This window comes from Variovorax paradoxus, assembly GCF_030811855.1.
GTDB lineage: Bacteria > Pseudomonadota > Gammaproteobacteria > Burkholderiales > Burkholderiaceae_C > Variovorax > Variovorax paradoxus_L.
The window spans coordinates 68,590-89,843 of the sequence record NZ_JAUSRN010000017.1; the positions used below are offsets into that span (position 1 = coordinate 68,590).

Genomic DNA, 21,254 nt, shown 5'->3' on the forward strand with positions numbered 1-21,254 from the left:
GGCGCACCCAAGGAGACTCTCGTGACCCAGCCCTTTCAAAAGTGGACCATTTTGCCGCACGGCAAGCTGGTGCAGATCGATGAGAACATCTTGACTGTGGTGGGCGAGATCCACATGCCGCTCATGGATCTGCCGCGGCGCATGACAGTGGTGCGCTTGAGAGACGCAAGCCTGGTGATCTTCAGCGCAATCGCACTCGACGAGGATGAGATGTCCGCGCTCGAGGCCTACGGTCGCCCTGCGTACTTGATCGTGCCCAGTGACAAGCATCGGCTTGACGCGAAGACCTGGAAAGATCGTTACCCCGAGATCCAGGTCGTTGCACCCGAGGGTGCGCGAGCGAAGGTCAGCGAAGCGGTACCGGTCGACACGGTGACGCCGCGCTTCGATGACCAGAGCCTGCAATTCGTGACTGTCCCAGGAACGCGTGGCCGGGAAGCGGCGCTTGTCGTTCGCACGCCGAACGGCACGACGCTCGTGCTGAACGATGTGGTCGGCAATATTCGCGACGCGGCCGGCTTTGGCGGCTGGCTGCTGCACCTGGCGGGCTTTGCCGGCGAGGAAGCGCAGATTCCCGCGGTCGTGAAGATGGCGGTGATCGAGGACAAGAAGGCCTTGCGCACACAACTGTTGCAATGGGCCGAGATCGACGCGCTGGTCCGCGTCCTGGTGTCGCACGGGTCGCCGATCGAAGAGAACCCTCGCCAAGTGCTGCGTGAGCTGGCGGAGTCGCTTACATGAGCGTCACGGGTAGCTGCCACTGCGGCAAGACGGCCTTCCGCATGGATGCCGAGATCCCTGCCCAACTGACGCGCTGCACCTGTTCGTTCTGCGCCAAGCGAGGCGCGCTGCTGGCGTACTGCACTCCAGATCAATTTCATCTGACGGCGCTCCCGGCCGAGGACGCGGTCTACCGTTGGCAAACGAGACAGGTGGCTCACCACTTCTGCGTCGAGTGCGGCTGCGCCACGTTCAGCGACAGCCCGGCCTTCGAGCCCGATGGAACCTGGGACGGCAGCACCCGCCGGATCGGTGTCAATGCCCGGCTTTTCGACGACTTCGATGCGGCGCTCGCCTCGATTGTCGTCATCGACGGCAAGCACCTCTGGTAGTTCTGGCACTGACTGATCAGGAGCGGAACATGAATGCACAGCTGACACCCGCGACCGAACTGGCCACAAAGGCCAAGACCCCATTTCCGGGGGCGTCGCCCGAATACGAGGTCGCCCGAAAAACCTTGCTTGCCGACGAGATCGAGTTCCGCCGCCACATGACCAGGCTGGGCGAGCAGCGCCGTGCCTTGCCGCCGGGGCCTGTGATCACCAAGGACTTTCGTTTCAAGGATGAGCAGGGGTCCGAGGTCGGGTTGAAGGATGGGTTGACAAGGGCGTCGCACCGGACAGGGTTGACCTTGTGAACGCTACTCGGAGCATGCCGATATGCGTGTATCCGAAGAAAATTACATACGTGAGCGGAAACCCGTTTGCGGGGTCTAGCTATTCGTGCCCCTAGTACGGTGGGGTTAGCTGGCAGCCGAATTGCGGCGCAACCTTTGTCCGCTGCGGTATGAGACCGCTTCCCGACCGATGTATTCGGTCGGGAAGCTGGTCGGCGAACGTCCGTCCCTCGACATGACGTTCAGATTTCTTAGGGATGACCGGCCCCTGCGTTCGAGCAACGAGCGCCGGCCCGAAGGACATGTGCGTGAATCAGGACGATCGTGGGCGAGATCAGTAAGATGACTTCACGTCCATTGAAAGCAGTTCTCTTGCCATTTCTATTGCCTGCTCTCGCGAAGGAGCAAGAAGTAGAGGGTAGCCCCAGAATTTTGAAAAAACGACCGCAAATGCCTTGAAGCCAAGACGTTTTGCCGGGTTGGATTCGACCAAGATCAATGCCAGAACCAGTCTTCTCAATTCAACCTTGTGTTTTTTCATCCAGAGCGCGGTGCGTTTCTTTTCTTCCGGCGAATGCTCATGCTCTTCAGCAGGTGCGGTATCGGTCAAGATTACGAAAGGCACCCTGCGCAGCAGATTTTCTTCGAATTCGTCGAAGTCCTTCTGGTGATCATGTCCGTGTTCTTGCGTAAGATTCATCCAGACCAGAGGGAAGTCAGAACTATTCATCGACATCACCATTTCCCTTGCGTTTTGATGCGGCGCCAGGTGGCTGCAATGGCGAGCACCCCGGGCAACGTAATGAAGAACACTGCCGAAAAGGCAATGTGCCAACCGTCGCGCAACCCGTCGGAGATCCCCCCAAGGGTATTCAGCACGACAAGCAGGCTGCCGAAGACCAGGGCAACCCACTGGGCCTTACGGGTTCCGATCAGTGCGAGGAGCACCGTGACGATCCAACAACCATAGAACGCGGAAAACATCCACAGTACGTCGGGCTCAAACGTAATTGCAGGCGTCGCTCCGTGTGCTCTCACAAAGTCGTTTACGTAGAAAAATAACTGGAAGGCGACAAAAAGTACGGCGCCAGCGGCTGTCGTCAACCAGAACAGGGCGACCGTGTTGGGGTTGTTCATGGCTAGGTCTTGGGCGGGGCGTAATTGGGATTTAAGGGGCATGAGAGCTTTCTCTATAATTAATGGGGGGTATCTCTGCGAATTCCAACGAATGAATCGTTCGCATGCGAAAGAATCAATATCTATAGTTCAGCGTCACCATCACGTTGCGTGGTGCGCCATAACCCACGGTGTCGAAATCGCCCTTCTGTAGCGCGTACTTCTTGTCGAACACGTTGTTGAGGTTGACGGCTACGTTGATCTTTTTTGTGAAGGCGTAACGCGCCACGAGCGACACCAGGGCATATGAATGCTGTTCCCCACCCAACGAACTGGTGCCTGTGTTGGGCGCCTGGTAGAAGCGGCTTTGCCATTTGACACCGCCGCCCAGCGTCAACCGGTTCCACTCTCCGGGTAACTGGTAGGTGGTGAAGAGCTGGGCCGTGGTGCGCGGTATTTGCGAATTCAAGCGGGCGCCACCGCCAGCTTGCGCAGTGAAGTGGGCGATCCCTGCGTAGATGTTCCAGCCACGCGCCAGTTCGCCCTGCAAGTCCAGCTCGATCCCGCGCGACTTCGTCCCGTCCGCGCCTTTGTAGGCTTGGGCACCACCTGGCGTGTAGGTTCCTGCGATCATCTGTGCAGCGTTGTCCAACTCGGTATCGAACAAGGCAATGGACGCATTCAGACGCCCGTCCATGTAAGCGCCTTTAAGGCCGATTTCCTTGGTTTTCCCCTTCGACGGTGTGAGTACGTTGCCCCTGCTGTCGCGATAGTCGGTTTGCGGATTGAATATGCCCGTGTAGCTGACGTAGGCCGAATAGGTCTTGTCGATGTCGTAGACCAATCCGGCATACGGGGTGAATTCACTGCTCTTTTTGTAGTGCAACGACGTGCCACTGACGTTGTCGTCGATTTCGTAGTTGCTGAAGCGGCCGCCGAGGATGAGCTTCAGAGGTTCGGCCAGCGAAAACCTCGCTGCGCTATAGACACCGCTCTGCTTGATTCGGGTGCGGGTCGGTATCGAAGCCATGGCATCGAAGTCAGGGCGGGGATAGGCCGGGCTCAGGTCATAGACATTGACCGGCGCAAAGCCTGCATAGAACGGTGCGATATCCTCCTGGCTGGCGGTGCGGCGCGAACCCGTGGCCCCCACCACCAGGTCATGCTGGCGACCCAGCAGTTCGAAGGGGCCGCTTGCCATCACGTCGAAGGTGTTCTGGCGGCTGCGACCTTCGGCCGCCAGTGCTACCGTATACGCCCCGTAGGGAAAGGAGCCCAGTCCCGTGGCGCGATCGGGGCGGCCGATCAGGCCGAGCAGTTCGGCATCGTATTCCGTGCGGTACTGGTTAGCGACGGCCCGGATGTTCCAGCCGTTGTCGAAGCGGTGCTCGATCCCGGCAAACGCAGTCTTAAGGGTGTTGTTCCAATGGCTCCAGTCCTGCGCGTAGTTCTTGGAGCGTGGATACTTCGCCTGCGTGCTGTCGCTGAACCATAGAGGCAAACCACCCCAGGTGGAGCCCTTCGGCGTGATGTCCTGGTAGTCATAGCCCAGGCTCACCGTCGTGTCCGGGGTCAGATCCGCCTCGACGATGCCGTAGAAGCTCTTCCTCTGCGGCTTGTAGTTATCGATGTACGAGTGTCCGTCCTGGTACGTCCCCACTATGCGCGCGCGAATGCGGCCATCCTCGGTCAACGGAGTCGATACGTCGGCCATTTCCCGATGGGTATCCCAGCTCCCCGCACCCAGCGAGGCGGACGCCGAGAATTCACGGGTCGGTCGTTTCCGCACCAGGTTGATGGCGGCCGAGGGATTGCCGGTGCCGGTGAGCAAGCCGGAGGCGCCGCGCACGACTTCGACACGATCATAGAACGCGGTATCGAGAGAGCCGATGCCACTCCCATTGACGATGTTGCCGACGACGGTGGGGATGCCGTCGTACTGAACGTTGTTGATCAATAAACCACGCGAATAGAAACTCGTCCGCTCGCTGTCGGACTGGTAGCCCGCGACGCCCGTGGTGTTCTCCAGCACGCCCTGCACCGAATTCAATTGCTGGTCGTCCATGCGCTGGCGCGTGATCACCGTCACCGACTGCGGTGTTTCCTGCAGCGACATAGGCAGGCGTGTGGCCGCCGCCGTCTCGTCTGTGGTGTAGGAGCCCGTACCCTCGGTGGTCAACTTATCCACACGGCCCGTCACGGTGACGGCTGGCAAGGTCGTCTCCTGCGGTGCCGTTTTCGCCTCGGTGTCGCCTTGCGGCTGCGCTGGCTCGGCGGCGCGTGCGCCCTGCGCGCTGACGAAAATAGCCGCGGCGACCGCTGGACCCAGCACGCTTCGGGGAGCGTTCATGATGGCGCCGATGCTCGGCGTACGCCGTCAAAGAAGCACATACCCATTTGCCGCTGGAACTCTCCAGCATGCGTGAAATTTCCCATCAAATAAAACTCATTTGCATTTAGATGATGCATTTAACGACGGAGGCAGGCTGTCTGCATTGTGAAATGTGGCCAGATTGTTGTTCATTCAGGCCAATCACCTAGCTTGAGCAGAGGTGCGCCGCTGGCATCTATGGTCAGGGGATCGACCTGCGAGCGCGGTCGCGAGTCTTTTGTGGAATCAGCGCTGTCTCGACGCGGTCCTGGTGCTGACCCAATAGCTCGCACCGTCGTCAGCGACTTGGTGGACCCACCATCGCGCCTTGGCGAGACCAGCCAGATGCATCGAATCCCTCAGCAGGCAGGTCGACACCTGGCGCCGGATCAACCAACCGGGCGCTGGATGATTTATGGATTGCTGGGTTCCGGGTCCGCGCGGAAGGCGCACCTAGGCGCGCGTTCTATGCCATCAAGGCGGACGTGCTAAACGCCTGTTAAGACCTGCAATGTCACTGCCGCGCGTGCTGGCCTTCACTGATAACGCGCTGATTAATCATCCGCAGTCGCTGGCCTTCGAGGAGGGCTTTGCGTCGGCCGAGCCGGTCGTTCCCATCACCACGACATGGCAAAAACGTCGGCATCTCTGCAGAAAAGACAGTAGGTGGGTGAAAGCTGGCGGTCGCGAGTCAAGACAGCTTGGACCAATCAGGGCGATATCTCATCGGGGAGCATGATTCCGGGTGCGCAAGCAAGCTCGGCGCTGTTGGTGCGATCCGAGAGGTATCGGGCTGGGGGCTTGCCCGTCGCCTTGCGGAACATGGTGACGAATCCGCTCGCGTTTTCGTACCCCAGCTCAAATGCCACCGTCTGCACGCTTTCACCCTTGGTCAAGCGTTGAAGCGCAAGGATCACGTGCAATTGCCGACGCCAGCGGCCGAAACTCATTCCAATGTCGCGCAGCAGGAGACGGCTCATGCTTCGCTCGCTCATGCCAATGCGAAGGGCCCAGTCGGCCTTCGAGGTCTTGTCCGCGGGGTCGGCTAGCATCATTTCCGCAAGGCGGCGCAATCGCGGATTGCGCGGCATGGGCAGATGCAGGTCTTCCACAGACGCCTCCGCCAACTCGTCGAGCAATGCGGCAACCAGCCGGTCTTCCCGCCCTCCCAGCGCGTATAAAACAGGAAAACTGGCTACCTTCAGCAGCAGCTCGCGTAGCAGCGGCGATACCGAAATCGTGCAACAGGTTTTCGGCAGATCCGGTGCAGCATCAGGCTCGAAGAACAGGCAATAGCATTCCGTTTCACCCGACCCCCGCGCCGAGTGGGGCAAATCTCCAGGTATCCATATGGCACACTGGGGCGGCACGATCCAGACCCCATCTTCGATTTCGCAGTTAAGGATACCGCGAACGGAGTAAATCAGCTGTGCCTTGTGGTGCTGATGCCTCGCGTTTTCCCAATCCTTCGTTACCGATTTGGCACCGAGGGCAACAACGGACCGGGGGACACTGTCGACGTCCCTGGGCAAAGTCAAATCAGTGATGGCGCCAGTAGACATGGTGCGTGTTGACGCGTCTTTAAAATGGGTTGAGGTCCTATTTGAACAATATTCGCACGGGCATCCTCGGCGTAGACGACGACATAGGATCGCACGACCATTTCACGCGTGCCAGCGACGCGACCAGAACGGTAAAGCCTGGGATGCTCGGGCAGCTTCGCTGCCTTGACCTCTATTTCGTACCTTAGGCGTTGTGCTGCATCCGGGTTGTCGTTGGGGATGTAGTCGACGATCGATAGAAGATCCGCTCGCGCCAACACTCGCCACTCAAGAGCGGGCACGGCGCTTCCTGTCGATGATCGCTTGCGCATCGGCCCTCACCTGTTGATGGGGCACTGCCGGACGCGTATCGTCTAACGCCTCTTGCACTTTCGCGCGGAACCATGCGTCATGTGCATCCGCATCTGCGGTCAAGCCGGCCGGCAATCCACCTTCTTTGGTGACGCGGGTAAGCAGGATGCGAACTGCATCGGAAACGGTCAGTCCGAAGTTGGCAAGCGTTTCTGCAGCTTCAGCCTTGAGTTTGTCGTCCACGCGAACGTGCAGCATCGAGGTATGAGACATCGTCGTTCCTTACAAGTGAAATGACTGTATCTCAAATGAGAGACGACGAGGTCTAATCGCAAACGCTTGGGACAGCGGTGCCCTGGCTGCAAGGCAGTCGGACAAAGACAGGATATCAACACGTTCTGAGGGCAAAAGATTGGGTCAAAGAGCATCTGAAGGTTCACCAAAAGCATCGGTGATCCGGGGGGGTTGATTGACCCGCAGAGTTCTCTTCCTAGACTCGTAGACCCTACGAAGGAGGGCTTGAATGACCTACTTCACCGGAATCGATGTGTCTCTGAGATCCGTCTCGATCTGCATCGTGGACGACCGCGGCGAGGTCTGTCGGGAGGCCAAAATTGACGCGCATGTCGACGTGATCGTCGACTGGCTGCACGCCTTCAGTCCTGAGTTGAAGTCCGTTGGCTTCGAGGCCGGAGCACTGAGCCAGTACCTCACCTACGGACTGCAAGCTGCTGGCTTCGAGGTCATATGCCTGGAAGCCCGGAGGTCAAGAACACCCTGGACGCCATGCGCAACAAGACCGACCGCGACGACGCGCGCGGCATCGCGCAGATCCTGCGCACCGGCTGGTACAGCCGCGTGCACATCAAGAGCCTGCACAGCCACCGCGTGCGCGCGCTGCTCGCCAGCCGCAAAGCGATCCTGGCGAAGTGCGTCGACCTCGAGAACGAACTGAGGGGACTATTGCGTGTTTTCGGCATCCGCCTGGCCCCGCGTGTGGGCCACGGATCCTTCGACGCCCAGGTGCGCCAGACCTTCGCCGATGACGAGATGCTGTCCTGCGCGCTCGTGCCACTGCTGGACGCGCGGACCGTGCTCTACAAGACCTACCCGAAGCTGGACAACGCGGTCAAGGCGCTGACCAAAGCGGACCCGCTGTGCGTACGTCTCATGTCCATCCCGGGCGTCGGTCCTGTGACCGCGCTGACCTTCAAGTCCGCCGTGGATGATCCCGCCCGGTTCAAGTCGTCGCGCACTGTGGCGGCCCACTTCGGATTGACACCCAAACGCTACCAGTCCGGCGAGATGGACAACCCTGGTCACATCTCGCGAGCTGGCGATGCCGATGTGCGCTCGGCGCTCTATGTGGCGGCGCACTCGCTGCTCACGCGCAACGCGCAGTGGTCGTCGCTGAAAGGCTGGGGAATGCGACTTGCCAAGACGAGAGGCCATCGACGCGCGGTGATTGCCGTGGCGCGCAAGCTGGCCGTCATCCTGCACCGCATGTGGGTGGATGGCTCCGAGTTCCGATGGGGTGCTCAGGAGCACTGTGGCCGTGAAAGGGTGACCGTGCGCGGGTTCGTGCACTGACTGACAGAATTGAAAGGAATCGAGGATTGAGCGTTCAGGTGTAGACGCGATTCCGACCCGAAGGTCGGCGCTGCACGCATTGGTCTCGGAGCGGTCCACGTAGCGGCCGCACAGGAAGGTCTCTCACTCCGGCTGGGCGGCCGTGGCCTGCAATGCGAAGAAGCTGCTCTCCACCGCAGCGGCATCGCCGTGCAGCTCGATCAGCACGTTTGTGATCCGGTGGTCCGGCGTCCGCCCTGCCGGCATATATTCCGAGCGCCGAAATCGGGTCAATCAAAGAGCACCTGAAAAACAGCTATTGCGATAACTCTTCTTATCACAATAGCAAGTTCATCCGGCTAAACTGGCGGGCATGAAAGTAGGCATCGAGAGTGGAGCAGGGGCCGGAAGAGGCGATTTCCCCAGCGCTTCGCAGCTGGCGGCGCTGCGCGCCTGGTACGCGGGCCTGCCGGCGCGCGCCGCCGTCATGCAGTACCTCGGGGAGAGCAAGGCCACAGGACAGTCCTCTCGCGCCATGCTGAGCGATATCCGTCGCCAGCTGGCGACCTACGCGCGGCTGCGGCACCGCGACGACCTGGCCTCGCTGATCGTGCATCCTGCGGCCGAGCGCGAGCAACGCGCCCGAGCAGTCAGGGATGCCATCGAGAAGTTGCAGGGTTTGCCCCTGCCTGCGCCGATGGTGACGGACACCGTTGAGCGCTGGCTGCCGACGCGCGCCGCGCGTGCCCTGCAAAACGCCGGCATCCGGACGCTCGCCGATCTGACGGTGCGAGTGCCGCGTCGGCGCCGCTGGTGGGCCGCCGTGCCCGGCCTGGGGGCACGCAGCGCGCGCCAGATCGAAGAGTTCTTTGCCGCCCACCCGGCGTTGACCGAACGGGCGAGGGCGCTGGTGGTCGTGCCGAGGACCGAGACCGCGCCGTGGGAGCATCTTGTCGTGCCGCAAGAGGTCGATGGCTCACGGGGCACCTTCCGGGCGCCGCAGGCCACCTGCACCCTGTCGGCGAGCAATGACTACGAGGCCGTCCAGGCCTGGCTGGGTCTGCAGGACGCCGCGGCGACCCAGCGTGCCTACCGCAAGGAAGCCGAGCGGCTCATGCTGTGGGCCATCCTCGAGCGCGGCAAGGCGCTGTCATCGCTGACAACCGAGGATGCAGTGGCCTACCGCGCCTTCTTGCGGCGCCCATCGCCGCGAGAGCGCTGGGTCGGCCCCGCGCGGCCGCGCACATCCGCGGAATGGCGCCCCTTCCAGGGATCACTGGCGCCGCGCTCCGTCGCCTATGCACTGTCCGTGATCGGCGCGCTGTATCGCTGGTTGATCGAGCAGCGCTATGTGCTGGCCAATCCGTTTGCCGGCGTGAAGGTCAAGGGAACAAACCGTGGCGGCGCCCTTGATGCATCCCGGGTGTTCACAGAGCACGAATGGACACTGATTCGCTCCACCGCCGACGGCATCGAGTGGATCGGTGGATGGAGCGAGGAGGGCGCCCAGCGCCTGCGCTTCGTGCTGGATTTCTGGTACGCGACGGGCCTGCGGCCCCGCGAGATGGTCGATGCCCGGCTGGGCAGCATCGAGCAAGATGCGCAAGGTGATGACTGGCTGCATGTGGTCGGCAAGGGGACCAAGCACGGCAAGGTCGCCTTGCCACTGCTGGCACGGGGTGCACTCGACCAGTATCTGGCGCAAAGGGGTCTGCCCGTGACACGGTCGCGCTGGAATCCGAAAACCGCGTTAATCCCGGGCCTGGCAGAAGAGGAGACCGGCATCAGCGCATCGCGCTTGTGGTCGGTCATGCGCCGCTTCTTCCTCCGCGCCGCGCAAGCCTTGGAAAGCGTGAGTCCGTCCACCGTGGACAAGCTCAAGCGCGCCACGCCACACTGGATGCGACACACCCATGCGACCCACGCGGTCGCGCGCGGCGTCGAGCTGACGACCGTGCGGGACAACCTTCGGCATGCCTCCGTGGCGACGACCTCGGTCTATCTCCATACCGACGAAGTCAAGCGAGCGCGGCAGATCGGGGATGCTTTTCCGGCGCGGTCCTCCTCGAGAGTGGCGTAGTCTGAGGCGCTCGGCTATGTGAGGAGGGGAAAAACGGCATTGTGGTGGATGTTCATTCGAGGAGCTCTGAAGGAAGTTGGCCGGCTGGGGAACCTCCATTTCTCTTCACCTCGGCCAAGTGCCAATATTCAAAGAGGATCGAGAATCGCGTGGGCAAGTACCAAGCATTCCCAGAAGGACATTCGAAAGGAGCGGGCGTCGATCTGGTCGAACTCGGTCTCTGCTATTTCTGCTCGAGTGTCCAATCTCTGAAGGAAAGCGGCCGCGTGCCGCCTCATGAAGGGCTGCGCGACCTCAATCGCCTCCGGCTCAAGAGTGGCCACTGTGCAGAGGTCGAACAGGTCGCGCGCTTTGGCCTGGTCGCCGCGATGCCACATCTTCTTAGCGATGATTTCGGCGGACGTTTCCACGCGTATTGGGCGCCCCTCATACGCGACGATCTCAAAGTTCGGCAAAGTCAGCGGAGCCCCGACGACAACGTCGATCTCTCCCGCGGGCAACTGAAGTTTGATGAACTCAGCGTTCTCCTCGTACTCGCTTGTGAGCTCCTCGGCTGGCCCACCGAGACGCGGATTCACGTGGCCCAAGTACTGGAGATCGGAGACGAAAAGATCGATATCCTTGCTGAATCGGTGATCGAAACGAAGCATGAGCACAGTGCCTCCACCGAAGGTCCATTGAGGATCGACGGTGACCTTTTCCAGGTGCGACATCAAACCCAGCGCCTTGGGCCACAGGCTGCGCCACGGTCCTTCGCGGTTGAAATCGACCTTCGTCACTGCCAGAGAAGCCTGTAGCACTGCAACCCATGCGCCAGGGTGCGCATCTGCTTCCAGACCTGGGCCCTTGATATGGCCTTTTCGGCATGAATTTCATCCACCACCTTCGCGAGCAGCGACACCGGCGCTTCGTCCAACATGACCTGAAGATGTGGCTTGATCCGTTGGGGAGCCTGTCCAGTGAGAAGCGCCATTTCGAGCTGCTTGGCAGTCATCGCCTGTCCATAGCTAACGCTGGCCGTGGCTGCGGCGCGCTCCAACGCTGATCTGCTCGGGGGCGCGCTTCGGCGCAAAGGCGACGTCTCAGAACTGTTCACTGTCACGTTCATTGACAGGCCGATGGACTCCAGCAAAGCCACAGCCCTTGCTATGCTCAGATTGCCAATGGACTGTTTCTCCACAGCGTTGACTGTCGAACGCGAGAGCCCACTGATGCGGGCTAGAAGATCTTGGGTCAGGCCCATCTCCGTTCGGCGAACGCGGACGGCACTGCCAATTTCGTGAAGCGTAGACATGCCCGATATCTTGCCATCGATGCAGATCAATGTGCAATATATTCGACATGAAGTGCACGAGGTTGTTCACAAGATTCCGGTTCGGCCAGTTTGCGCGGAGTTCCATCTTCAATAGCGAGAAGACGCAACGTGACGGTTATCGCTGATGGCGTCAACGCCGCTGGCGCCGCCGTGAGCGGCAGTCGGAGGAAGCTGCGCTTCAGCAGGCGAGTAGCTGGGGCTCGCGGGGATGCGACATTTCTATTTGGCTAAATCTTGAAAAGCACCGGTTGTAACGCCGAGGAATGTGATGCGCCGAGTTTCCTCTCGTGCCTTGCAAATTAATACTTGCGCAGCAGCGGCACAGGCATTTGCTTTGCCGCCTTGGTGAAACTGTCCTCACAACAGGACAGGAAGTATCGAATTACTGCCAAACTGGGTTCGCAGTTGCCGGCCGGGGCGGCTTGCGCGTATCTTCGATTGCGCCCAGGCCACTGACTGCGCCTCGCAACATCCTTGTTGCTCAGAGGCAGCGGCCAAGAGTCGCGGTGAGAAAAATTCGATCTGCCGCGGGATCTCGTCGAGAGCCCAGAGGAATTATTAGACACGTGTCGATGTGGTTCTAATAATTTATTTGACAAAGGCTGAGGCCGCTCCCTCGAGCGGCGGAGCAGAATCAAAAGCGGCGGACAACACTTTCCTTTGACGCCTTCCAACAAAAGTACTTGTCGATCGTAATTCCAATCGGATACGTTTGACGAACAATGCAGGGATCGGCTGAGGCTGCATTGACCACCCAAAGCGCTTGGAGATGCATTCGGCCGAGTGCTCGACGCGAGCGCTCCTCACAAGCACCGCGACTCTCGTGAACTGAGGGCTATTCAGTTTGATCCGTGGGTCCTGGACGATCGCTTTTCATCAGATCAGGCATCTCACGACCGAGGGCGTGATCACCCTGGTAGTAATAGCGAGCGAATTGGTTGAAGTCTCTATAGCCCGACAGATCCATAGCGGCGTTCAGCCCGATGTTGCGCCGCCCTGCGTTGGCGAGAAAGCCTGACCGCAAAGAGTGGGCGGAGTAATCGGCCGCCGGCAGTCCGGCTTGCCTGCAGCGGCTCTTGACGATCTTGCTTATTGTCTCTGGGAAGAGCCGCCCGTCCGAAACTTTCCGGCTTTTTCGGATCGAGCAGAACAGTGGCCCTTTCGCAAGACCTCGGACCTCCAGCCAAGCGTCCATGGCAATTGCCGTCTCCCCAGTCAAGGGCTTTGCACCGGGTGGCTGCCGCGTCGTTTTCGATCTGGGAAGTACATAGACATAGTGTTGCGGGCCCAAGCGGCGCAAGTTCTCAAGCGTGGCGGAAACCACTTCCGAGCGCCGCCGCCCGCCGCCCTCCCAGGCAAAAAGCAACAGAGCGCGGTCGCGCCGACCGATCGGGGAGTCGTCGCATGTTGCCAGAATCGCGTCCAATGACTGTTGTGTGAACGGCTTCGGACTGCGTCCCGCAACTCCGCGCTTGGCATATTCCTTGCGCACTTTGGCTATCAGCGTTCGCACCCGAATGTGACTGCACGGGTTTTTGAGATCCAGCGACTCGTGCGTACTGGAGAGTGCTGAAAGACGAGCGGCAAGCGTTCCGAGGGAGGAGGGGCCGTGCTTGCTTTTGAAGCCGCCATCAACCAAGAACTCGTCGATGTCGGGAGGAAGCGGCCCCTCGGCCTGTCGTGCGTCGACGTTGCACTCGTTCCAGCGGGCGTCGTCGCTGCGAGAAAACATGGCGCGGCGCGCGGGGCCGCTCAGTGCCGCGTGATCTGCAATGAATTGCGCGACGACCACCTCGCTAACGGGAAACTGCATCGCTTCGCCGAAGCGCACCTGGTGCCAGGCGAACCAGTAACGCAATGCCGCGCGATAGGAGTTGACCGTGTTGCCAGAATGAATTTTGGAGAACCTGTCGCCCATGATGTTGCTGGCGAGTTGATCTATTTGTTCCTTCTCACAGACTGGAGCACTAGACGAGACAGCCATGGGGATTCTCCATCGACTTTTTCTTGCTCGATTTTAAGACCGGAGCAAATGAGTACGCAGACTCCCACCCCATCCTTATCGTTTGATTGGTTTTTTGCTTGGATGCGATTGATTTGACACGCTGGTTACGTGATGAGCGGCGGTGCTGACAAATTCGCAGATTTGCAAACTTGGCGCGTCGCGGAGAACCCGGGAAAATGAATCCGTGGATCTGCGGCCTAGGTGCCTGGATCCGCGCCGCGGGTTCACTTCGATTTATTGATCTTGGATATTCTGAAGTAAGGGAGAGTGTCCGATCTTGCCGGCGGGCAAGTTTGCAGGTACGAGGCATGCCATGGAAAGTTCGACCATTCGGACGGCGCGAGGCAGACAACCGCTGAAGGCCTCGCGGGCTGTACGAAGTGCTATCAAGGCACGAGGCAAGCAGCCGGGGAACATCGTATTCGGCTACGGTGCGAAGACCGACAGGGAATGGGTTTTGAGGTCCACGATCGAGTTCGCGGCCATGCTTTGGGCGGATGCTTCTCAGGAGGTCGCCAGCTACAACTGCGACGTGGACATGATCTGGACGGCCCTGTCGTCAGAAGGCTATTCGGGCTCCAAGCCCGATATTGCGTTTCAGCGTTACAAGGGCCGGCGAGGACTGCTCGAGGTGAAGTACGAGCGGGACAGCAGGGAGGATCCTCGGGCCCAAAAGCAAGCGCAGATCCAGATGCAACGCGCCGGCGAGCTCGGCTACACATGGGACTGGTATACCGAAAAGGATGCGCTGCGCCAGCGTGTCCTCCTCATGAATTGGTTGAGCATCAGCGCGGCACTTCAGGAATTCAGGCACCTGGAAACATCGAATCTGCAACTCGAGATCTCCGACTTCGTGCGCGCTCGAGAAGGTCTTCAACTGGGGGACATCTACAGCGAATTTTCGGTTCCCAGGGAGCAGGTGTTCGTTGCGACCATGCGCTCACATCTGCAGCGCAAGCTCACCCTTGAACTGGAGGCGCGGCCATTCACGCTGCGCACCATCGCCAGACCCTGGGGGGGCGCATGAGAAGAACTGCGACGCGCTCCATCCGGCTGGAGGAGTTGGATCTGGCCAACGCACCGAAGCCCCATACGGTGCCGAAGGACAAGCAGCCAAAGTACCACCGCATCAAGGCCGCGCTCGAGCAGTATTGGAACGGGATGAAGCCGCGGGAGATCCTGCGCCTGTATGGCGTGAGCAGGCAGCTATTGTCCTACCACGAAGATCGCTTCTTCAGCGTCCATGAGGACGGACGCATCTGCGGCTTCCGGGCGATTGCCATGAATGCCCACATCAAGCCCTACGCACGCACATCCGGCTCCAGCATCGCAACCATTCAGGACGGTTTCGGCGCGGCGGGGAGTTTCGAGCAATGCTTGCGCGAGCACCCCTCCGCGCGGTCGGCCATTGATGCGGAGATCAACCAGCCGCCCGGAGCTCGGTTTTCGCATGCGCTCTCGATCACCGAGGTTCACCAGAAATTCCTTGGAGCATTGCGCGCGGCCGGCGTACCCGGTACGGACTATCCGTTCTGCACGAAGACAATGGGCTACGAGTCGCTGCGCAAATACGTGCTGGAAAAGGTACGCGAGAAAAAGAAAAGCGGCAGTCGCACGGCCCTGTTTGGCCACCAAGCCTTGGATGGCCTGGACGGACGGGGCGACGAGCACAGCTGGCTGTCGCCGCTGCTTCCCTGTGACATTGCCTGCTATGACGAGCAGCAGTTGCCGGCCATCGGCTCGGTCATCTTGGAACATGAGGGGCAAAGGCTCGTGCTTCCCATGGAGCGCATGTCCTTGTGCATGCTGGTCTCAGTGAGCCCGAAATGCGTCCTTGCCTACCATCTTTCCCATCGCAGCCGCGTGAGTTCGGCGGACTTTCTCGAGACGTTTTCCAATCTGTTGACGCCATGGACGCCCTGGACGTTCGAAGCGATTCCAACCCTTGCCTACAAGCCACAAGCCGGCCTGCCCAGTGGCGTCGTCCCAGGCTTTCTGGATGGGCTGCGTCTGGGCTTGGTGAGGATCGACAATGACTTGACACACTACGCCGACGCGGTTCTGGTGTATCTCAAGCACCTGCTGGGCCTGAACATCGAGTTCGGACAGGTGCGACGCTGGATCACCCGCTACGCGGTAGAGCAAGTCTTCGGCGAGTTGCAAAGGCTTCTGTCACAGCTGCCCTCGACCACGGGGAGCGGTCCTGGCGATCGCCATGTGATGAACGCCGCTCCCAGTGCGGTCAAGTGGGAGATCACGCTCGCGCAGCTGCGGGAGCTGATCGAAGTGATTGTGGCGAACTTCAACGCCATGCCGCGTACCGAACTCTACGGGGCGGCTCCGCTCGAGGTCGTCGCCCGCGAGTTCGCAGGACGCACCGCTCAGGGCTCAGCCATTCCCGGCTACTCACATGCCCGCTTGGAAGGCCTGCCGCTGCCCGTGGGCATCTGCAAGGTCACCATCCGCGGGAGCGAGAAGAAGGGCGATCCGCCCTACATCGAGATGGACCATGCGAGGTACAGCAGTCCGCTGCTGCGCGACGCGTGGCATCTGATAGGAACGCCTTGCATCGCCCTGCTGCAGAAGGACCATCGTGTCATCAAATTGGTCCGCGAGGACGGGAGTGAACTGGGCGCGGTGCAGGTCACCGGTCACTGGTCGGACAGCTTCCACGATCAGGCGACACGCAAAGAGATCATCCGCCTGCGCGACAAGGGCATGTTGAACTTCCGCCGGACCGACGACCCGGTGCAGGCGTTCAAGGCATTCAAGCTGGAGGAAATGGCCGCGCACGCCAGGAAGCACCCAGGGAAGGTCAAACGGGGCACCAATCGTTACCTGGACACCCTCATCAATGCACCGCCGCCCGATGAGGCTGCAATGACACCAAGGCGAATCCCTTCCACGAAGCTGCCCGACGCTTCCGGAGGTCGATGGACGGCCGACCGCCAGAGCGCCAAGGAGAGGAAAAAATGATCGAAGATCTTGCTTATCGCGTAGCGATGCAAGCCCGGCATCCCACCGTCCTGCGATTTGGCTATGTGCTTCGGACTGAGACCATCAAGCGGGCCGATGACTTTCTGAAAAACTGGGTCGAGCTTGGCAAGGGCGGCCTCGTTTTCTCCGCGCCTTCGCGCATGGGAAAGACCTATGCGGTTCGCCAGCTTTGCGCCTCCATTGAAGAGGAGTTTCCGCACGTGGTCTGCGTGTCGATCTCTGCCGAAACGCAATCTCGCACGGACCGTTTCGAGCGTACCTACACCACCTTCCTGCAGCAGTTGAGAAAGGACGATGCCAACCGCCAACGCAGCAAGAGTTGCGACGTCTTTGCCAACCACCTGCTGTCGCTGTGCCGCGATGCCAGCGCCGTCCATTGCGTGGTGTTCCTGGACGAGGCGCAGAAGTTCAGCGAACTCCAGTGGAACGCGCTGTACATCGCGTTGAACAGACTCGAGCGCAATGAGTGCGGAATGCTTGTCTACTCGTTCGGCAACGAGGAACTGCGAAACCGCGGCGAACTCTTCATGCACGCGGGCAGCCAGGGGATCGAAGGACGCTTTTTCGTCAAGCTGCTGGATTTCGACGGTGTTTGCACCAGGCAGGAGCTCAGGGATCTCTTGAAGCAGTACGACGGCGAACTGCAGTTCCCGGATCATCTTTGGCCGTTCACACGCTACTTCGCACGGTCCGCCTATGACGGCGGGTGGCGGCTCGAGCAGGAAGCGGATGCATTCTGGAGTGCCTTGTGCGACTACGCGGGCGTTCCTGAAACGCCATTGAAGCGGGGCTTTCGCATGCAGTGGATCACCGATTCGATCCATTTCGTTTTCAAGGACTGTCTGAGGGCTGAGAAAGAGGCACGCGGTGTGGCGCCCGAGTGGGCAATGGCGATCGAGCGAACATGTCCGATGAAGATCGTCTGATCGATTCCCCGTGGATCTGGCCCCGCTCCTATTGGCGCGAAGCGGAGAGCGCCTGGATGTGCGCGCACAAATTCGGCTTCCTCAATGCGTTGAACGGCAAGGCGTTGCGCGGGGCGCTTGCCGATCGTCCTGTGGCTGCGCCCGGGCGGACGCCAAGGCGCGGCGGGGTCAAGTTGTTCGTCGCGATCGCCGAGGAGCGCGCAAGGGGCCTGCGCCCCGGCGCCCGGACAGATATTTTGCGGGCCTATACCATCGGCGAGCTGTTCTTCGAGCACGCGCAGCGGGCGGCGGTCGGATCGCTTCGCTACTGCCCTGAATGTTTGCGGCACTGGTTTCATGCGAGTGTCTTTCAGCTTGCGGGACTCGAGGTCTGCCCCGTCCACGGCGTTGCGTTGCTCACCAACTGCCCGCATTGCGGTGCGTCGGTCGATGTCGAGTTTGCGGCCGATGATTTCAAGAATCCGCTCCATTGCGCACGATGCGCGGAACCCTTCGCGGGAAGGCCGCCGGAGTTCATGGAGGTTTTCGGCAGGGGGGCTGCCGACGACTACGGGCCCGCGCTCGAGATAGCGGCACTGCAGCGTGCCATCACCAGCGTGTGCAGTGCTACGCGCTTCGAGGGTGATTGGGCCGCAGAATTTCCTTTCCCCCGGCGGACCTATCTGGCGGGTCTGTTGGCCGGCCAGGAGGATGCCGCCCTGCACGGCGAAGCCGCACGGACGAATTGCCCGAGGATCGTGGCCATCCCATGCGCTTTGGCGGACGAATCGGACCAAGAATCGCTCGACCAGACGCGCCGAACGATCAAGGCGATCGGGCGGTACCTCAGGAAGCTGGTGCGGCGTCATTGCGGCCATCGCGCTGCGCCGAAGATGGACATCGAAGTCCAGCAGACTTCCTTTGACCCCGAGGCTCCCTGCTGGCTGGTGCCGGCGAGCGGGGGTGCGTTCGCATGGCACGGGGGGGTATGCGCGTGCTGCTTTGTGCTGGCGAGATGGCGTGTCTTGTTTGCCGAGGTATTCGCGGCTCCAAGCTACCATCGGCGTATCTATCCCGCGAACTATGCGGACATCGACCATGATGTTTGGCGCTTCGCGCCGCAAGCTGTTTATGCGCTGTTTTCTCATTGCGCCGTGCAGGTCGCGCACGGCGTCGGGTTCGATGTGTCCGCGCCGGGCAGTCATGATTGGATCGAGGAAACCGACGCAGATGCAGCGTATCGCAAGGTGTGGCCGATCAGGTTCAACCACGTGCGGCAACATCGAGGATCGAGTTCTGCGATCGGCTATTCGGCGTCGGTGGTGAGCGATGCGCTGACGCGGCTGGCGGGCATCTCCATGTTGCCAGTCAGCAAGCACACTGCTTTTCCCCGTGCCGATACCGATCGTGCGATCTGGGGCCAATCGCTCGCCGAACTGAAATCCGGCCGGTGGCACGTCCGCAATATGGAACGCGATGAACCGGAGCGGCGGCACTGGCTCCATCACGCGTAAACCGATGCGCAGCGCCTTCACAGTGCGTTGTCTCGCGAGCGGCCGGGCAGGTGACGGAGACTGGCCATGCGTGAGCGGGCGAAGAGGGCGGCCCATGAGATTGCTGGAGAGCGGCATCTCCCGCGGGCCTGTCGGGGCACACCACTGGCCGTCGAACTCATATCGACTTTGCGCGCAACTCCTTCCTGTAGCGCTTCATCAGTGAGTGCATCAGTTCCGGTGGCTCTACGCCAAGTCCCTTGCACAGCGACACCAAGCTGCTCAGGGACGGACTCGTCGTTGCCGTCTCCAGTTTGGCCACGAAGGTGCGGTTGACGCCGGCGGCGAATGCCAAGTCTTCCTGGTTGAAGCCCAGGATGGCCCGGCGAGCCTTCAGCTCGGCAGCAAAGGCCCTTAGCAAAGCAGGATCCTGGGTCGACCGCATGCAACGACTCTCGTTGCATGGATTACTTTATGCACCCGCTTGTATGGTACAAAATGGAGGGCCAGATTGGAATCCACTAGGAGGCTTCGATGTTCCCCGTTCTTGCCCAAGGCGGCGTATGGCCGCCAATGGGTCTGCGGTCCTCGGTTCACGCCCCGGAAGGGCAGCCATGACGTTGCTCATTCTGCTGGCCCTCGGCGCTGCCCTGCCGCTTTTCTATTGGGTATGGATCTGGACTCCGAAGAGGACGCGGGCAAGACGCGAGGCCTTGCTCCAGGTACAAGGCCGCGCATCGGGGGCGACCTTCTTTCCCGTCGATCCGCGCCAGGCATTGGGGTCCTGGGACGAAACGTGCATCCTTTTCGACCCAGATGCCCGCAAGGCCTGCATCGTCGTTGCGGACAAGGCCGCCCGGACTGTCGACTTCGAATACTTCAGGACCTGGCAGCTCTTGTGGACCGAATATCCCGGAAATCCAGTGTTTCGCTTTCAGCACTTGCACTTCGTCTTCGAGACCGGTGATTTCGACCGTCCGACGATCCGCGCCGCCGTGCCCTCCAGGTCCGATGGCGAGGCATGGAACGCCAAGCTCTCGATCCTGATGCCCTGGATGCGCCGCTGAAGAAATGGGCCTGTCGACATGAAGCTGCTCATCCTTTCGGACCTGCACCTCGAGTTCGGGACCTTTCTCGTCCCGAAGGTCGACTATGACGCAGTGATCCTTGCTGGGGACATCTTCGTCCCTGGCTCCAAGGCCATGCGCTGGGCCCGGCGGCCGGGGAACTTTGGGGAGACAGCCCCCATCGTGTTCGTGCCCGGCAACCATGAGTTCTACGAAGGTGTCCTCCAGACTTCGCTCAAGGAAATGGCGCTCACCGCGAGGTCGTGCAACGTGCATCTCCTGGCACCCGGCGAGGCCGTGATCGCCGGCGTCCGGTTTCTGGGCTGCACGCTGTGGACAGACTTCGAACTGCCGATCCAGACCAAGACAGGGTCGCTGGTAGACACCGAACGGGCCACGAAGGCAGCCAAGGTCCGTCTCAACGACTACTCATCGATCCGGTGGGCCGAGGCGCAGGAATCCTCCGACGCACCCGTGGTAGCAGCCAAGTCAAGAAAGCGCCGCCTGGTACCCGAGGACACACTGACGCTCCACCAGAGTGACCGTGCCTGGCTGGCCCAGAAGCTGATCGAGCCCTTCGACGGGCCAACCGTGGTTGTGACCCACCACGCCCCGCATCGAAACTCTCTCGCGCGGCACTATCAGTCCGACTGGCTGTCCGCATCTTTTGTGAGCGAGCTCCCAAGTTCCTTCTTCGAAGTGCCGTCACTCTGGGTGCATGGCCACATCCACGAGAGCTTTGACTATCAAGTGGGCAACTGCCGGGTGGTGTGCAATCCCCGTGGGTATTTGCGGCATGATCGCGGCCTGGAGAACAAGCAGTTCAACCCCGAGTTCGTGGTCGAGCTATGAGCGACATCCAGTCATCTATCCGTCCGATCCAACAAGTGCTGGCTGTCGCGACTGCGGTCTCAGGTGGGGACCTCGAGGCGGCCATCCTCTGGTACAGGAACGAGCCGCTCGCGCTGTTTGATTGCTGGACCGCCGAGCCGCTGGTAGCTGAAGGGCGAGCTACCGACGTGCTCAGTCTCCTGGAGCCCTTCCAGGCCGGGTTTATCAGATGACGAGGCCCTGCACTTGCCGTCTA

The 21,254-nt window shown here is 60.6% G+C and carries 22 protein-coding genes and 1 pseudogene; 12 read left to right on the forward strand and 11 right to left on the reverse strand.

The window, feature by feature from the left end; all coding sequences use genetic code 11:
* The first annotated feature begins 21 nt into the window (after nucleotides 1–21).
* Genes J2X92_RS25275 through J2X92_RS25285 form a run of 3 tightly spaced genes read left to right on the forward strand, consistent with a single transcriptional unit; the run spans nucleotide 22 to nucleotide 1,417 of the window.
* A complete protein-coding gene (locus J2X92_RS25275) occupies nucleotides 22–741 on the forward strand; it encodes a hypothetical protein (RefSeq protein ID WP_307579897.1) in 720 nt (239 codons plus the stop codon).
* Nucleotides 738–1,112: a GFA family protein gene (locus J2X92_RS25280; protein WP_444875721.1), complete on the forward strand. Its 375-nt coding sequence runs from the start codon at nucleotides 738–740 to the stop codon at nucleotides 1,110–1,112. Before J2X92_RS25275 ends, J2X92_RS25280 begins: the two co-directional genes overlap by 4 nt.
* A 29-nt stretch (nucleotides 1,113–1,141) precedes the next feature.
* The gene (locus J2X92_RS25285; RefSeq protein ID WP_307579899.1) at nucleotides 1,142–1,417 is read left to right on the forward strand and encodes a DUF899 family protein; all 276 of its coding nucleotides are present in this window, start codon (nucleotides 1,142–1,144) and stop codon (nucleotides 1,415–1,417) included.
* 313 nt (nucleotides 1,418–1,730) lie between these two features.
* On the opposite strand, the gene J2X92_RS25290 is transcribed toward J2X92_RS25285, so the two are convergent.
* The 6 genes from J2X92_RS25290 to J2X92_RS25315 form a co-directional block, all read right to left on the reverse strand.
* Nucleotides 1,731–2,126, reverse strand: coding sequence for a hypothetical protein (locus J2X92_RS25290; RefSeq protein ID WP_307579901.1), 396 nt, complete (start codon nucleotides 2,124–2,126; stop codon nucleotides 1,731–1,733).
* A gap of 5 nt (nucleotides 2,127–2,131) precedes the next feature.
* Entirely contained in the window at nucleotides 2,132–2,533 is a 402-nt protein-coding gene (locus J2X92_RS25295; RefSeq protein ID WP_307579903.1) for a hypothetical protein, read from the reverse strand.
* 115 nt (nucleotides 2,534–2,648) lie between these two features.
* A complete protein-coding gene (locus J2X92_RS25300) occupies nucleotides 2,649–4,862 on the reverse strand; it encodes a TonB-dependent siderophore receptor (RefSeq protein WP_307579905.1) in 2,214 nt (737 codons plus the stop codon).
* 731 nt (nucleotides 4,863–5,593) lie between these two features.
* A complete protein-coding gene (locus J2X92_RS25305) occupies nucleotides 5,594–6,445 on the reverse strand; it encodes an AraC family transcriptional regulator (protein ID WP_307579907.1) in 852 nt (283 codons plus the stop codon).
* On the reverse strand, nucleotides 6,418–6,756 hold the full coding sequence (locus tag J2X92_RS25310) for a type II toxin-antitoxin system RelE/ParE family toxin (protein WP_444875722.1): 339 nt from the start codon (nucleotides 6,754–6,756) through the stop codon (nucleotides 6,418–6,420). The genes J2X92_RS25305 and J2X92_RS25310 overlap by 28 nt, the downstream gene beginning before the upstream one ends.
* Nucleotides 6,713–7,009, reverse strand: a complete 297-nt coding sequence (locus J2X92_RS25315; protein ID WP_307579911.1) for a type II toxin-antitoxin system RelB/DinJ family antitoxin — start codon at nucleotides 7,007–7,009, stop codon at nucleotides 6,713–6,715. The genes J2X92_RS25310 and J2X92_RS25315 overlap by 44 nt, the downstream gene beginning before the upstream one ends.
* 250 nt (nucleotides 7,010–7,259) lie before the next feature.
* Between J2X92_RS25315 and J2X92_RS25320 the strand changes: the two are divergent.
* A pseudogene (locus J2X92_RS25320) lies at nucleotides 7,260–8,326 on the forward strand (IS110 family transposase).
* A gap of 123 nt (nucleotides 8,327–8,449) precedes the next feature.
* Here the strand turns inward: J2X92_RS25320 and J2X92_RS25325 are convergent.
* Nucleotides 8,450–8,572, reverse strand: a complete 123-nt coding sequence (locus J2X92_RS25325) for a hypothetical protein (protein WP_307579913.1) — start codon at nucleotides 8,570–8,572, stop codon at nucleotides 8,450–8,452.
* Nucleotides 8,573–8,678: 106 nt separating this feature from the next.
* On the opposite strand from J2X92_RS25325, the gene J2X92_RS25330 reads away from it, so the two are divergent.
* Complete coding sequence (locus J2X92_RS25330) at nucleotides 8,679–10,385, forward strand: phage integrase family protein (RefSeq protein WP_307579915.1); 1,707 nt, start codon at nucleotides 8,679–8,681, stop codon at nucleotides 10,383–10,385.
* A 128-nt stretch (nucleotides 10,386–10,513) separates the two neighbouring features.
* Here J2X92_RS25330 and J2X92_RS25335 read toward each other — a convergent pair whose 3' ends face one another.
* The 3 genes from J2X92_RS25335 to J2X92_RS25345 all read right to left on the reverse strand — a co-directional run bounded on the left by J2X92_RS25335 (nucleotide 10,514) and on the right by J2X92_RS25345 (nucleotide 13,684).
* Entirely contained in the window at nucleotides 10,514–11,164 is a 651-nt protein-coding gene (locus J2X92_RS25335; protein ID WP_307579917.1) for a nucleotidyl transferase AbiEii/AbiGii toxin family protein, read from the reverse strand.
* On the reverse strand, nucleotides 11,161–11,679 hold the full coding sequence (locus tag J2X92_RS25340) for a helix-turn-helix domain-containing protein (RefSeq protein WP_307579919.1): 519 nt from the start codon (nucleotides 11,677–11,679) through the stop codon (nucleotides 11,161–11,163). The genes J2X92_RS25335 and J2X92_RS25340 overlap by 4 nt, the downstream gene beginning before the upstream one ends.
* A gap of 856 nt (nucleotides 11,680–12,535) precedes the next feature.
* On the reverse strand, nucleotides 12,536–13,684 hold the full coding sequence (locus J2X92_RS25345) for a tyrosine-type recombinase/integrase (RefSeq protein WP_307579921.1): 1,149 nt from the start codon (nucleotides 13,682–13,684) through the stop codon (nucleotides 12,536–12,538).
* A gap of 334 nt (nucleotides 13,685–14,018) precedes the next feature.
* Between J2X92_RS25345 and J2X92_RS25350 the strand changes: the two genes are divergently transcribed.
* The 4 genes from J2X92_RS25350 to J2X92_RS25365 are packed head-to-tail and all read left to right on the forward strand — an operon-like array spanning nucleotide 14,019 to nucleotide 19,121.
* Nucleotides 14,019–14,732 carry a hypothetical protein gene (locus J2X92_RS25350; protein WP_307579923.1) on the forward strand — a complete coding sequence of 238 codons (714 nt, stop codon included), beginning with the start codon at nucleotides 14,019–14,021 and terminating at the stop codon, nucleotides 14,730–14,732.
* 35 nt (nucleotides 14,733–14,767) lie between these two features.
* Nucleotides 14,768–16,681, forward strand: a complete 1,914-nt coding sequence (locus tag J2X92_RS25355) for a hypothetical protein (protein ID WP_307579926.1) — start codon at nucleotides 14,768–14,770, stop codon at nucleotides 16,679–16,681.
* The gene (locus tag J2X92_RS25360) at nucleotides 16,639–17,628 is read left to right on the forward strand and encodes an AAA family ATPase (protein WP_307579928.1); all 990 of its coding nucleotides are present in this window, start codon (nucleotides 16,639–16,641) and stop codon (nucleotides 17,626–17,628) included. The genes J2X92_RS25355 and J2X92_RS25360 overlap by 43 nt, the downstream gene beginning before the upstream one ends.
* Complete coding sequence (locus J2X92_RS25365) at nucleotides 17,607–19,121, forward strand: hypothetical protein (RefSeq protein ID WP_307579930.1); 1,515 nt, start codon at nucleotides 17,607–17,609, stop codon at nucleotides 19,119–19,121. The genes J2X92_RS25360 and J2X92_RS25365 overlap by 22 nt, the downstream gene beginning before the upstream one ends.
* A 157-nt stretch (nucleotides 19,122–19,278) precedes the next feature.
* Here the strand turns inward: J2X92_RS25365 and J2X92_RS25370 are convergent, their stop codons facing one another.
* Nucleotides 19,279–19,545, reverse strand: coding sequence for a helix-turn-helix domain-containing protein (locus tag J2X92_RS25370; RefSeq protein ID WP_307579931.1), 267 nt, complete (start codon nucleotides 19,543–19,545; stop codon nucleotides 19,279–19,281).
* Nucleotides 19,546–19,714: 169 nt separating this feature from the next.
* On the opposite strand from J2X92_RS25370, the gene J2X92_RS25375 reads away from it, so the two are divergent.
* The 3 genes from J2X92_RS25375 to J2X92_RS25385 are packed head-to-tail and all read left to right on the forward strand — an operon-like array spanning nucleotide 19,715 to nucleotide 21,231.
* A complete protein-coding gene (locus J2X92_RS25375; RefSeq protein ID WP_307579934.1) occupies nucleotides 19,715–20,167 on the forward strand; it encodes a hypothetical protein in 453 nt (150 codons plus the stop codon).
* An 18-nt stretch (nucleotides 20,168–20,185) separates the two neighbouring features.
* Nucleotides 20,186–21,019 (forward strand): metallophosphoesterase, encoded by an 834-nt coding sequence (locus J2X92_RS25380; RefSeq protein WP_307579936.1) that lies wholly within the window; start codon nucleotides 20,186–20,188, stop codon nucleotides 21,017–21,019.
* Nucleotides 21,016–21,231 carry a hypothetical protein gene (locus J2X92_RS25385; RefSeq protein WP_307579938.1) on the forward strand — a complete coding sequence of 72 codons (216 nt, stop codon included), beginning with the start codon at nucleotides 21,016–21,018 and terminating at the stop codon, nucleotides 21,229–21,231. Before J2X92_RS25380 ends, J2X92_RS25385 begins: the two co-directional genes overlap by 4 nt.
* Nucleotides 21,232–21,254: the final 23 nt, after the last annotated feature.